Source organism: Vibrio sp. F13 (assembly GCF_020806305.2).
Taxonomy (GTDB): domain Bacteria; phylum Pseudomonadota; class Gammaproteobacteria; order Enterobacterales; family Vibrionaceae; genus Vibrio; species Vibrio crassostreae_C.
In genome coordinates, this window is sequence record NZ_CP170175.1 from 310,850 (window position 1) to 324,389 (window position 13,540).

The window sequence follows — 13,540 nt, forward strand, 5'->3', positions numbered from 1 at the left end:
TAAGTACGAGTGCTTGGTTCAGGGATGGGCATGCGCGGTGTTCTTTTGATAACTGTGTTCAGCTTACCGCTATGTCACTGTTACTCGATGCATTTTTCTTGGAGTATCCCCGTAATCTATCACTGCGTAATGTTGCGTTACCCTGTTATCCCAGATCGCCATTGAGCCGTTGTCCCATTTGAAACGAACTTGAAACTCAGGGCGTCTCGCAATTTCAAACAGTTGGCTGAGTAAAACATCACTCTCTTTGCGGTCGAGTTCGTTGATATAACGAGTAAACTGTTCATTGATACAGAGCGTTTCTTTATCCGTTTCAGGATGAACTTGAACAACAGAGTGAACCACTGGCGGATTCTCCTGTGCTGTTTTAATCAAGGATTTGTGCCAATCGAGATCAATGTCTTCTGATTCTATACCTTCAAAGGCCACAAGCGAATGAGTCGCCGACAACCCTCTCAACTTAGCTTTCATATCTTCATGTAGAGATTCAAAAACCGCAGTCATAGAACACCAGATAGTGTCACCACCAATGCTTGGAATGTGTTGAGCATGCAACAGGGAAGCTTTCGACGGCAAGCTGCGCCACGTTAAGTCGGTATGCCAATAACTTTCCTTTGGCGCATTACCACGGGTTGTTTCAATCACACTCACCTGTGGCGCACTTTCCACGCGAGGGAAGAAAGGATGTGCAGGTTCTAACGTTCCAAAGCGCTGTGCAATCATCAAGTGTTGTTCTGGAGACAAAGTCTGCCCGTCGAGAAAGATCACTTGATGGGCAATAAGTGCCTGATACACCTTATCGAGTTCATCAGCACTGCATGTAGAAAGCTCTAGTTCGTGAATACGAGCGCCGATGTGAGGAGTAATGGGTTCTATTTTCAACATACTTTCGCTTATTGGTGATATTGAGTTGCAGGGCGGATCTGGCTACTAGGCTAATCTGACTACTAACTGTAAACCGGGTAAATGCTGATTTTCTTTCTCACTTGAAATAGAAAGTCGTCTCTCCGAAACAAAAAAAGAGCTCCTAAGCTGGAGCTCTTTTCGTTTTTTGATACTTCCTGTATCCATAGACAAGTCCAATCTGTAGTACTTTCACTGAAAGCCAGATCATCGATATCTCCAGTTGTGTATCACCAATAAATCTAGCATACAATCTTCAGACTGTTCTGGGACACAACCGAGATAATCAACTCTAGTGCCAAGCCATCTCGCCGCTTAGCACTTTCGCGCCAAGTTCTAAATCGCCTTCCGTAGCCTCAAATTTCGGGTAGGCTTTCTTCATGTAATCACTGATCTCGACCGATGTTGGATTACTTTTGCTCGCCAACGCTTTTTCAATATCAGCCACATAATCCTTCGTGAAGTGAACTGCATTTATTCCTGTTGGCATTTCACCTAAATAGTGACCCGGAATTACAACCTCTGGCTCTAGTGCTTTCATACGCTCCAACGATTGTGACCACTGGCTACGAATCTCTTTCGATGCAGTATCTGCCATCCATACATGCACACCGCTATACACCGACACGCCACCAAACACCGTTTTTTCAGACGGAACCCATAGGTAAGCTTGGTGTGTATTTATCTCTTTCACTTCGATGGTTTCACCTTCGATGCTTAATGTTGTGTCGTTCATCACCATTGGAACAATCACCTTAGAGGGCGCGTTGCCTTCTAATATAGGCCCCCAGTATTCAAGCTTTGCATCTTTGGTGCGTTTGATATGCGCGACAACGGCTTCACTGGCAACGACTTTAACGTTAGGAAATGCCGAAACTATCGGTTCCAAACCAAAGTAGTAATCTGGGTCGCCGCTGCTGATGTAAACCATCGATAAATTTTTGCCTGTGGCTTTGATTTGCTCCACCAAATTTTGTCCGTCTGCGACACTGAATTGTGCGTCAAATAGAATCACTTCTTTCTCACCCGAAACCAATACCGAGCTTGCAGGGAATATCGCGTTCTCACCGGGGTTATAGTGAGTGATGTTCAGATCCACAGCTAAAGCAACACTTGATGCCAGCACGGTTCCTAGGCTTATGGTTCCTAAAAGCATGCTTTTTGATAACAGGTTTTTCGATAACGTATTCATGGCTTTATTCCGATACTTGGAGTTGAACACCTGCCAACTCGTTGAATGTCCAAATATCTTATTTGATTGTTTTTAGATGAAATAGATATCAAATTGACTTTAACTATTGCAGTTTTCGGACATATACTGAGGTCGGTTTAATTCTCTAGGCAATAAAACAATGGATAAACTCGAGGCAATGAATGTCTTTGTCACCATAGTGGAACGTGGCAGTTTGAGCGCAGCGGCAGAGCACCTTGATCTCTCACGAACCAAGGTCACTCGTTATTTGGGTGAGTTAGAAACATGGATGGACACACGCTTGCTTCACAGAACAACACGAAGCTTGAGTTTAACCAGCGCAGGTAAAGAAACACTTGAGGTCGCCAGAGAACTTTTGGCACTGGAAACATCCCTAGCTGGGATCAGAAACCAAAACCGAGAGCATTTCAAAGGTCAGCTGCGTATTACTGCGAGCTACTCGATTGTCGATAGCTTCTTGATGGAATCAATTAGTCGCTTCATCGCCAAATGGCCAGAGGTTTCTATCGACATTATCTCGACTGATCAGACCGTCAACCTGGTTGAGTCACGCATCGATTTGGCCATTCGCATAACCAACGAACTGACGCCCAATATTGTCGCGAAGCAGATCGGTGAATGCCGCTCCGTGATTTGCGCATCGCCTCAATATCTAAAAGAGAAAGGCACACCCACAGAAGCCCAAGATCTAGCGCACCACAACTGTTTATCGTTCAGTTACTTTGGCAAAACCGCTTGGACGTTCAATGGCCCCAATGGGCTCGAATCGGTTCCGATTAAAGGGAATATCAGTGCAAACACCTCAGAGGTTCTGCTTTCTGCCACACTCAAAGGCAACGGTATCTGTTTACTGCCCTTCCCTTCAGTGGAAACCTTGATGCGTGATGGTCTATTAGTGCCACTGCTTTCTGAATGGCAACCTAAAACGCTCGGTGTTCATGCTATTTATGGAACGCGTAAACAAGTCACACCGCTGTTAAGAGCCTTTATCGACCATTTATCTGACGAGATGGAACAATCGACAAGTTGGTAGAAGTACGATGCCATCACTAAGGAGGAAAACTTGCCATTAGTAAAACTGATGCAGAATTAAAATCATTAATTTTACTTAACTGTCAGTTGCTTCTATCGTGACTGCATACATCATCAATTAGCTTATTAACGCAGGGAAACTGACTATGACTGCCATTACCGATTTAGACATTTTGTTAAAGTCCATGTCACCAGAACTCATTGAAGGCAACTATGTTTTCTGTACTGTCGACGGAGCGTTAACAGACTATGTTCAGCTCAATCCAATCTCAACTTTTCGTGAGAAAGAAGGTTTAACGCTGGTTCTGGAAGAAGACGTTGCGACCAAAGCTCAGCTAAACTTCGACGGTGTATTTAGCCTTATCACTTTATCGGTACATTCGAGCCTTGAAGCGGTTGGATTAACGGCGGCGTTTGCGACAAAGCTTGGCTCTTACGGCATTAGCGCTAACGTGGTTGCGGGCTACTATCACGACCACATCTTCGTTCAAAAAGACAAAGCAGAAGCTGCAATGAGTGCGCTGAAAGAGTTTTCAGAAGTAGATTAGTAAAGAATTCGATTACTCACAAATACAAAAAAAGCGACGTAATCTACGTCGCTTTGGCTTATTGCTTAACGTGCACTCACTGATCAGGCATCAGTGAGCGAACCAGTTAAGCAAGCTTAAAAGTCGCCACTTTGTCACTTAAGCCAGCGGCTTGGCTCTTAAGTTCGTTCGACTCAGTTAAGCTGTCCTGTGCGCCCACAACTAAGTGGTCGGTAACATCTTTAATGGTCGTCACGTTCTGGGTAATTTCACCCGTCACATGTGTTTGCTCTTCAGCAGCCGTCGCGATTTGAGTCGCCATATCGCTGATCAAAGCAACTGCAGTATTGATCTCTTCAAGCGCATGCGAAGCTCGATCGGCATCTTCTACTGAATGTATTGCCAACTTAGAACTGCTCTCCATCAGCTCAACCGCCTGAGCTGTCGTGCGTTGCAGGATATCAATCGTTGATTTGATCTCTTCTGTTGAAGAGTGAGTGCGCTGCGAAAGCACACGTACTTCATCAGCAACCACAGCAAAGCCACGACCTTGTTCACCAGCACGAGCCGCTTCAATCGCAGCATTCAAAGCAAGTAAGTTGGTTTGCTCTGCAATGCCTTGAATCGTTGCGAGTACAGTCGAGATCTCTTGAGCATGCTTGTTAAGTTCGCTAATCACATTACCTGCTTCGTTCACTTCATTGGCTAGGTTATTGATAGAACCTTTAGTGTCGACGACCAGAGCGTGACCACTGTTAGTGCTTGTCGCTGAGTCTTGTGCCGCTTTTGCTGTTTGCTCGGCATGCGATGCAATCTCTTGAGTTGCACAGGCCATTTCCGTTACAGCCGTTGCCACCATTGTGATTTCTTGCTGTTGATGGTTAAGCTCATCCACAGAACGGTTCGCACGTTGAGTACTTTGCTCTGACTGGCTGTTTAGCTGTTCTGACTGCCCACGGATATGGCCAATCAACTGCTGTAAGCTTCCAACAAAGGTATTGAAGTTATGAGCCAACTCGCCCACTTCATCTTGGTTTTCAACATGAATGCGTTGAGTTAAATCACCACTACCATTCGCGATTTGCGCCAGTGCTTGAGATACGTGGTTCAACGGACGGAATAGAATCGTACACAACAGGTTAAACAGTATGGTACATACGATCACCACAAGTAGCGTCACCAACACTTGACCAATCACTGCATCAAATAGTGGCGCAACCAGAGAGTCATGGTTAACAACGCTCACAGTAATCAGGCTCGTTCCATCAATCGCACGTGCGTACAGAACATAGTCGCTGCCATTCAACTCGATAGAAGTGTCTTTACCGCTAGTCAGCGCCTTTTGTACGTCCGCAAAATCTAACCCAAGTGAGCTGATGTTTTTGTTCAGTAACTTAGTGTCAGGGTGCGTATAAACCGTGCCCTTATTGGTCGCGATGAACATGTAACCTTCACCTGGAAGAATCACCTGCTCTAGACTGTTTAAGATGTCTGTAATTTCTACATCAGCACCCAACACAACCTGTTGCCCATGCAGTTGCATTGCTGTTCCTAATGAAACAACGTTCGCCCCAGTTGCTGCAGCAACCGTTGGGTTATCCATGAACACCTTGCTTGGGTTCGCAACCGCATTGGTGTACCAACCCCATACGCGTGGATCATCATTGCCCGGTGGCAACACAACACCGTTCGCGTTCTTTTGCGAACCATCAGGAAATGCCAAGAAGACATTATCAAAAGAGGCTGAGTCACGAACCTGTTTTAGATGAGTCACCAAGCTTTCTTGTTTGGACTCTTTCGAAAGAGAAGTAAGCGCACGCTCTTTGGATAAGATCCAATCCGATACATATTGATTGTAAGAAGCCGATGCGCCTTCTAAGCGCTGTTCAACTTCAATATCCAACCTTTGCAATGAAGCACGAAAAGACAATGCCTCGACCAAGATCCCCCCCAGGATAATGGCCATACTGGCTGAAATCGCCAGTTTATTTTTAAGCGAGAGTTTCTTGAACATAGGAAACCTATAATGTGGAAGTAAAAAACCGTGGCGAACAAATTGGTTGCCAAAGAGGTTTGCAAGCGGGATATATTTTACGCTTTAAAATAAATTAAGAAACCGATGAGGAACTGAAATATTGATATATGTGAGTAAGTGCACGCATCGTAACCCATTGATTTAGAGAATGGTAAACTCTAAATTTTGAATTAATGTGCTAAACATGGTCAGCTGATGAGTGTCTCTGCTTGAGAATAATAACGGCACAGATCGCGCTATACCGTTAGATCATTAGGAAGGTATTTAAACGTGTTGAACGTCTGAATAGAAACAGGTTGCGGACAAAGTAGTCAAAAGTTGATCAACCAAAGTCCAACGTTAACAGCAATCGTGTTTCGTCAGATGAAGTGACTGGTGAACGGTGAACAAGGCCTCTATTCTCATTGCCACTCCAACGCTCCCCTTTTAATAACGCAACATCACCACTGGCCATTTTCTGGATGTCAGATTCGTCGTTGTACAGGCCTGAAACAGAATCAAGCTGTCCGTTAGCCCCTAGCCCTAGCTTAGAACGGTCGACTAAGTCGTTTGGCAACCATTGAGTCGCAACACCATGATAAGTTGTCACCAAGCGGCAAGGCACTTGATCAAAATGGAAACGTGGGCACATCGCTTTATTCAGAACGGCTAAACGTAACCCGACTTCTTCAAGCTCAAACAAACAACAGAACATATCCACCAGCTCTGCCATGTTTTCTAACAGCGCTTTAGAGGCGGTGCCATCGGTGGCAAATTCCAACTTATCGAAAGCATTTTCAGGTGACACGCTAACAGACTTACTAAAGTTTGGATTCAAGGCGATAAATTCACTAATTGCCGTCGTTAAGCCTTCATCAAACTGTCGCTGCCATACCGCTATATTAATATCACTTTGGTAGATATCCGCTAATACCGTTGGCTGCTCAGAAGCACTCGAGCTTGGCTTGTGATTTGCCTTATCCTGAATACTCACAGCTGAACTAATGTTGAGTGGCTGGCTGCTATTGGTAGCCAAAGGCTTGGTTAACACGGCATTCATTACGTCGTCTCCTTGATACATGCTCATCGCTTCCCTTTTACCAACAGAATAATTATTCTTGGCAAGAGTGATTTTAGTTGTGTTATAACATAACTAAAAATAAACAAGTCACTTCGTCGATCATGATTCCAGTAATACAGCGACGCTCTTCTTTTCCTGCGGTAATTTTTCGAATGCTGAACTAAGCTTCTCTCAATCACTCTTTCCAAAAAGTCATTTTAAAAACGTACGACTCAAGAACGTAAACCTGTGAATTCATCAATCTGGTGACAACTTATGAAAAAACTAATCTCTACATTCGGCCTCCTATGCACCGTTATCTCCGCTCAATCTTTCGCGGAGTCGGGCTACACATTAGATCCGAAGTTATCGAACATCACATTCGCGACAATTAAAAAGCAGTTTGTTGTCGAGCCCGCATCCATCAAACCTATGTCTGGAGGGCTTACCGAAGAGGGCCAGTTTTCAATAGTATTGGACTTGAAAAGCGTGAGCACCGGAGTCGCTATTCGTGACCAGAGACTGAATGAACTCTACTTTGAATCGATGACTTTTCCTGAAGTGAAGATCTCTGGGAAGGTTGAACCGTCGATGCTATCTGGTGATCCAAAAAGAACAACAGTAGCAGCGGAAGTTACTTTACACGGCGTAACCAAAACGATCGACTTCCCAGTTGTGGTGGTTCCATCCTCAGGGTTTGTCATGGTTAGCTCAGCTTCGACAATCATCGTCAACGGCGCTGATTTTGGGATATCTACAGAGAATCTAAACAAACTTTCAGCGACCGTGGGTGGATTAGCGATTTCCGACCAAATCCCTTTGAGCTTTAACCTACTTTTCGACGAATAATGGGCTTATAACTCTTCCTTTCTGTTCTGCCTCATTTCACATTCATCAATCGTTTAAGAGCGGTGAATGTGAGTGAGAGTACGCGACAACGCAATAAACTGAATTAGGTTTGAATAAACTAAACCAAAATTTCCACTCGATTTCCCCAAGTCGGCCAGATAAACATCCCTCACAAAGTATTAAATTGAGCGTTATATAGGCTCAGAGATGTCGTTGATGTCACATGTCGTTACACAGCATGACGCCTTAAGGCTTTACATCTTGGGCGAGGTAAACAACAATCCCTGAGAATAAATCCATAACATAATGTATTTAGAAATTATGAGTAACACAGAAAACAAAAAATCGAGTCCTCTTTTCGAAGTCGTGTTTAACGTCTTTCTTCCTTCATTCATTTTAATGAAGTTCAGTGGAGATGAGCATCTCGGAACAGGCTTAGCTTTGCTTGTTGCCCTTGCCTTCCCTATTGCTTATGGTGGCATGGAGTTAATCCGCAATAAGAAGTTCAACTTCATCGCTGCGCTCGGCTTTGTAAGCGTGCTATTGACGGGCGGTATTGGTTTCTTTGAGCTAGACACTCGTTGGTTAGCACTAAAAGAAGCATTAATCCCTGGTCTAATTGGTTTGGCGGTTCTTGGCTCAACCTTCACCCGCTACCCGTTTATCCAGAAAGTTATCTTCACACCGGCCCTGTTAAATATCTCTCTTATTGAAGAGCGCCTAAAGCAGTTCGGTAACCAAGCAAAGTTTGATCGTTGTCTAATGACATCCAACTACCTATTCGCGAGTACTTTCGCATTTTCTTCAGCTATGAACTACTTCCTAGCGACTTGGATTGTGACTAGCCCTGCTGGCACCGCTGCCTTTAATGAAGAACTTGGCAAGCTGACACTTTACAGCTACCCAGCAATCGCCATCCCAAGCATGCTGATGATGTTAGGTATTTTCTACTACATTTGGCGTCAAGTTCGCACGATGACATCACTAGAAACAGAACAAATTTTTATTACTAAATAGTTCTGAATTAACAAATCGCTCTGACAGCACAACATGAAGCCCAGCAATTAAGCTGGGCTTCTTTGTTTTTACTCTTTCGTTATCAACGTGATAGATGACAGCTTCGATTTGGATTATGAATCGAACGGGCAACCCTAATGCTCTTTTCTCAAGTAAATTTGGGCAACATGTCTATAAACCAATAATAATCAATGAATTGCATTGATTGAACCGACAGATGCTTTTATAGTCAATTCTGTTGGTTACTTTACAAAGCTCTACCCGCTCACTGACATTATTTCAATTGCTGTTGATAAGATTGCATAAGCTAGGTGCTAAAGGTAGACGCCAGCCGTACTCAATAAGGAATATAGATTATGAACAAATCTCAATTAGTTGAACACATCGCGACTTCTGCAGACATCTCAAAAGACCAAGCAGGAACAGCACTAAATGCGCTAGTTGAAGGTATCTCTACTTCGCTTGCGAACGGTGATGACGTATCGATCCTTGGATTTGGTAGCTTTAAAGTTAACTCTCGAGCTGCTCGCACTGGTCGTAACCCGCGAACCGGAGAAGAGATTCAGATTGCCGCATCAAAGACGCCAGCATTTAAAGCGGGCAAGGCACTAAAAGAAACGTGCAACCTGTAACACAAAAAACACAAGGAAGATTACGATGACGACTAAGGAAAAAGCGAAAACGAGCCGAAGCAAAAAAGCAGGCAAGTCGACTAAAGCGCAAGCCGAAACGCCTAAGACTCGTCAACGCATTGAAGAGCTTCTCGAAGAGCGTGAACTGGCTAAACTGTTAGAACTTTAGTTTATATAAGAACTAAAGTTTAGGTTTAAGCAAGGTGATAGTTTGTTATCGTTCTAATGCCACTGCAGATTTGTAGTGGCATTTTTGATTTAGGAGCAAGCGCCTCTAATAAATAACATTGATACCCCTCCCCACTAAAGCGACAAACACATCTGTCCAAAATCTGAACGCTAAGTAACTGATTGAGTTACATAGCTATACATATCCATACTTACCCAAATCACCTTTTTCACTATCATCATTTTCTTGTTATTGGTGAGATTATTGGAAGGGTTCATGACACGACTGTGTTCGAGCAATCCTTCTTCTTTGAGGTGATTATGAATGTCGTTCGCATGGGGATTGAAGCAAATACCCATAAAAATAAGGGTAAGTACAAAGCGATAGTTAAGTTTACTATTCGAGCCCTGTTTTATTATTCAGCTACTCGAAAAATGAGTAATAGTTTCAACTCTGAAGAGAGAAAGTTATTATTTATCAAGCAACCCAACTTCCTTTCTAAATTTGTGACTCCCTACTTATGTACTGGCTTTAGCAATAAAGAAAAGATCGATATCTTATCCAAACACTACGACTGGTTTGAAAACACCTTCGCAACAGAAGCTAGACACCAAATCTATAACGAAAGGCTCAATCTTTTAAAACTTGAGATAGATGACAACGTTTATCTGGTTAATCTCAGCTTCGAAAGAAACGCGAGAAAAGAAGGTGAACTGACAATTTCATTGACCAACTCTCAACTCGAAAAAATGTATACCATTTCGTTTACTGTTTTCGACAACAACATCTACATCGGCGGTATACAGGGTGGCGCCAATGACAATGGATTTAGCCGCACATTCACCAAAGCTTTTTACGGTTTAAGACCTAAATCCTTCATGGTAGAAACACTACGACTGCTCGCTATTAACTTGGGTATCGACAATATCTATGCGGTAAAAGAGTCTGGTCATGTCTCGAACTCATTACGCTACGGTAAGAAAAACAAAGACATCAGCCTTAAATACGACAGTCTGTGGGAAGAGCACGATGGACAGGTGCATGATAACTATTTCTATCGTCTCCCGACAAACCCGAACAGGAAAGATCTTGAAGCTCTAAAACGTCAAAAGCGTAAGTTGTATCGCGAGCGTTATGCCTGGCTAGATCTGTATGAACAAGATCTGAAGAACGTAATCAGTCAGCACATCCATGATCCTGTTCATTATGCTCATGACAGTTAATTTGGCTAACCTGTACTCGACTCGCTAACGCGTATTACCTTTACTAGCGTGCTTTAGTCTAATCACAGCCCTTGGACCAAACGCTCAATCCCGAGGTGATAGCTTTAAAATAAATATTAGACAATGCTAATTTACATCTTTATAGTATCTAGGTATTTCGAAAACTACTCAATCGCCGGCGACCAGCCAGTACTGATCATTAAGAAGATACAAGCTCTATGCTCGGCAATTTGTATAGTTAAACTTAGAGACAGTAATAGGTAAACGTATGACTAAAATTGTAATCATCGGTGGCGTAGCTGGAGGTGCTTCAGCTGCTGCACGCGCTCGTCGTCTTAGTGAAGAAGCCGAAATCATAATGTTTGAACGAGGACCATTCGTCTCTTTTGCCAACTGTGGATTGCCATACCACATAGGTGGCGATATCGAGGATAGAAGCAAGCTTCTGTTACAAACACCTGAAAGCTTCTTAGCTCGCTTCAACGTTGACGCACGAGTGATGAACGAAGTTACCTCTATTGATCGCACCAATAAAACCGTTACAGTCAAAAATCTTGTTGATGGTAATCACTACAGCGAGAGTTACGACTTCTTATTACTCAGCCCTGGAGCCGGTGCCGTCGTTCCTCCCATCTCAGGAATCGATAACCCCCTCACCCATTCACTACGCAATATTCCAGATATGGATCGCATCATCGAAACAATCCAAATGAATAAACCTGAGCACGCGACAGTTGTTGGCGGTGGCTTTATCGGCTTGGAAATGATGGAAGCGTTTCATCAGCTTGGGATCAAGACTTCGTTGATTGAGATGGCTGACCAAGTAATGACGCCAGTAGACCGGGAAATGGCCGGCTTTGCCCATGCGGAGATTCGTGACAAAGGCATCGACCTAAAACTCGGCGTCGCGCTTGAGTCTGTGAAATATATACCTAACGAACACATCGCAAGTTTTGATTCAGGCGAGAGCGAGAAGCACCAACACATAGAGGGTGAATTAGAATTAACACTTAATAATGGCGAGTCATTAACTACTGATATCTTAATCATGGCTATCGGTGTGCGTCCTGAGACTAAGTTAGCAAAAGAAGCAGGACTTCAAATTGGCGAACTAGGTGGTATCTACACCAATGAAATGATGCAGACTAGCGATCCTAGCATCTACGCTGTGGGTGATGTGGTCGAAGAAAAAGACTTTGTCACAGGTGCACAAACTCTAGTTCCGCTTGCTGGCCCTGCTAACCGTCAAGGTCGTATGGCTGCCGACAACATGCTCGGACGCAATGAAATCTATCAAGGTACACAGGGCACAGCTATCTGTAAGATTTTTGACCTAGCCGTTGCCTCAACAGGGAAAAACGAAAAACAGTTGAAGCGTGAAGGCGTCGACTATGAAAAAGTCTATGTGCATACCGCAAGCCACGCTAGCTACTATCCTGGCGCTGAGATTGTCTCGTTCAAGATGTTATTCGCCCCTAAGACAGGGAAAATACTAGGTGCGCAAGCCGTCGGTAAAGATGGCGTTGATAAACGCATTGATGTTATGGCAGTAGCTCAACGTGCAGGTATGACCGTTGATCAGCTTCAACACCTTGAATTAACCTATGCACCACCTTACGGGAGTGCCAAAGACGTGATTAACCAAGCCGCATTTGTTGCCAACAATATTATTAAAGGTGACGCGACACCTATTCATTTCGATGAGATTGCAACATTAAGCGACAACCAACTCCTACTCGATGTTCGTAACCCTAGCGAACTAGAAAATGGTGGCTTTATTGAAGGCGCAATCAACATTCCTGTCGACCAACTGCGTGATCGAATGAGTGAGCTCCCAGCAGACAAAGAGATTGTAATCTACTGCCAAGTCGGGTTACGTGGTAACGTGGCTTATCGCCAACTCGTCAACAACGGCTTTAAAGCACGCAACTTAATCGGTGGTTATAGAACTCTCATGTATGCAAAAGCTTAAGGATTAATACTTAGTCGCCGGTAATGGTGCGCGGACACTTACGGGCTAGTTGCTAGTTGCTGAGAGAAAGTCGCTCATAAATAGATGCGAGTAGTTACTAGTAAACATTGAAAAACCGAGCTTGGCATTTAGGTAAGTGCCAAGCTCTTTTATTATTCGTAGGAGTCAATAAAAGCTTGCAGTGCTCGCTGATCGACAATTTCTAACCCTTGATCTCCTTTTCTGATGAAACCCTTGTCTAATAGGTCTTTAACCGCTCTTCGATACACTCTGCTCGATGTACCAAATCGTTCTGCTTCTTGATTCACTTTATCGAAACCGCCTAACACAGTGTTAGTCTCGCTTTGAACCAATAAATCATACGCAATATTGTAGGTAATTGAGTGTAAAAGACGGTTAGTGTAAATACCCATAGAGTCTTGATAATCTTCCGCCAATGCAGAGGCAAAGAAGAACATCATCCCCGGATTTTCAAGTAGTGCTTCTGCTAATCTCTGAATGCAAATAACATCAACTTGCATGTGTTCATCAGCCACTACGTTCCACTGACAAGGGGTCTGCGTGAAAAACTCCATCTCACCGAAGATATGGTAATCACAATTCACTTCGCCCAATTGAAAGCGTCGCCCATTAGCCGCGGAAATACTCATAGAGACTCTTCCTGCGGGCACTACATAAAGATACTGAAGCTGCTCACCTTGACGTAGGATTTCATCATTTTGATTGAAGTAACGAGAGTTAACTTGGTGTTGGTAGATGAGATCTCTAAATTCAGAGCTTTTTTGTTCTAAGTAGTTTTTAAAGCGTCCGCTTGAGTATGGTGCAATCTTCATACTTACTCTCTCATTGCATTACTGCTGTTTATATTCAAACGATTGTAACCACTTAAACCACAGGAGAGAACCCAATAAAAAAGCGACGGTCTCCCG

13 protein-coding genes are annotated in these 13,540 nt (G+C 43.7%); 8 read left to right on the forward strand and 5 right to left on the reverse strand.

Features of this window, described 5'->3' with window-relative positions:
• Positions 1-69 precede the first annotated feature (69 nt).
• Both LMH68_RS01445 and LMH68_RS01450 read right to left on the reverse strand, forming a co-directional pair.
• Positions 70-885: a TauD/TfdA dioxygenase family protein gene (locus LMH68_RS01445; RefSeq protein ID WP_017059123.1), complete on the reverse strand. Its 816-nt coding sequence runs from the start codon at positions 883-885 to the stop codon at positions 70-72.
• A 310-nt stretch (positions 886-1,195) separates the two neighbouring features.
• Positions 1,196-2,095 carry a Vmh family MBL fold metallo-hydrolase gene (locus LMH68_RS01450; protein WP_229647250.1) on the reverse strand — a complete coding sequence of 300 codons (900 nt, stop codon included), beginning with the start codon at positions 2,093-2,095 and terminating at the stop codon, positions 1,196-1,198.
• Between the two features lie 160 nt (positions 2,096-2,255).
• On the opposite strand from LMH68_RS01450, the gene LMH68_RS01455 reads away from it, so the two are divergent.
• Positions 2,256-3,149 (forward strand): LysR family transcriptional regulator, encoded by an 894-nt coding sequence (locus LMH68_RS01455; RefSeq protein ID WP_229647249.1) that lies wholly within the window; start codon positions 2,256-2,258, stop codon positions 3,147-3,149.
• A 145-nt stretch (positions 3,150-3,294) separates the two neighbouring features.
• Positions 3,295-3,696, forward strand: a complete 402-nt coding sequence (locus LMH68_RS01460; RefSeq protein ID WP_017069835.1) for an ACT domain-containing protein — start codon at positions 3,295-3,297, stop codon at positions 3,694-3,696.
• Positions 3,697-3,802: 106 nt separating this feature from the next.
• Here the strand turns inward: LMH68_RS01460 and LMH68_RS01465 are convergent, their stop codons facing one another.
• On the reverse strand, positions 3,803-5,689 hold the full coding sequence (locus tag LMH68_RS01465) for a methyl-accepting chemotaxis protein (protein WP_229647248.1): 1,887 nt from the start codon (positions 5,687-5,689) through the stop codon (positions 3,803-3,805).
• Between the two features lie 343 nt (positions 5,690-6,032).
• Positions 6,033-6,749, reverse strand: coding sequence for a DUF1826 domain-containing protein (locus LMH68_RS01470; RefSeq protein ID WP_229647313.1), 717 nt, complete (start codon positions 6,747-6,749; stop codon positions 6,033-6,035).
• A gap of 276 nt (positions 6,750-7,025) precedes the next feature.
• Here LMH68_RS01470 and LMH68_RS01475 point away from each other — a divergent pair, with 276 nt between their 5' ends.
• The 6 genes from LMH68_RS01475 (at position 7,026) to LMH68_RS01500 (ending at position 12,611) form a co-directional block, all read left to right on the forward strand.
• Positions 7,026-7,598, forward strand: a complete 573-nt coding sequence (locus tag LMH68_RS01475; RefSeq protein ID WP_229647247.1) for a YceI family protein — start codon at positions 7,026-7,028, stop codon at positions 7,596-7,598.
• A gap of 321 nt (positions 7,599-7,919) precedes the next feature.
• On the forward strand, positions 7,920-8,615 hold the full coding sequence (locus tag LMH68_RS01480; RefSeq protein ID WP_017059114.1) for a VC0807 family protein: 696 nt from the start codon (positions 7,920-7,922) through the stop codon (positions 8,613-8,615).
• Positions 8,616-8,971: 356 nt separating this feature from the next.
• Positions 8,972-9,247 (forward strand): HU family DNA-binding protein, encoded by a 276-nt coding sequence (locus tag LMH68_RS01485; protein WP_017059113.1) that lies wholly within the window; start codon positions 8,972-8,974, stop codon positions 9,245-9,247.
• Positions 9,248-9,272: 25 nt separating this feature from the next.
• Positions 9,273-9,416: a hypothetical protein gene (locus LMH68_RS01490; protein WP_017059112.1), complete on the forward strand. Its 144-nt coding sequence runs from the start codon at positions 9,273-9,275 to the stop codon at positions 9,414-9,416.
• A 320-nt stretch (positions 9,417-9,736) separates the two neighbouring features.
• Positions 9,737-10,639, forward strand: a complete 903-nt coding sequence (locus tag LMH68_RS01495) for a VirK/YbjX family protein (protein ID WP_229647246.1) — start codon at positions 9,737-9,739, stop codon at positions 10,637-10,639.
• Positions 10,640-10,907: 268 nt separating this feature from the next.
• Positions 10,908-12,611, forward strand: a complete 1,704-nt coding sequence (locus LMH68_RS01500; protein WP_017067877.1) for an FAD-dependent oxidoreductase — start codon at positions 10,908-10,910, stop codon at positions 12,609-12,611.
• A 152-nt stretch (positions 12,612-12,763) separates the two neighbouring features.
• On the opposite strand, the gene LMH68_RS01505 is transcribed toward LMH68_RS01500, so the two are convergent.
• Positions 12,764-13,444, reverse strand: a complete 681-nt coding sequence (locus LMH68_RS01505) for a Crp/Fnr family transcriptional regulator (RefSeq protein ID WP_017067876.1) — start codon at positions 13,442-13,444, stop codon at positions 12,764-12,766.
• Between the last annotated feature and the right edge of the window lie 96 nt (positions 13,445-13,540).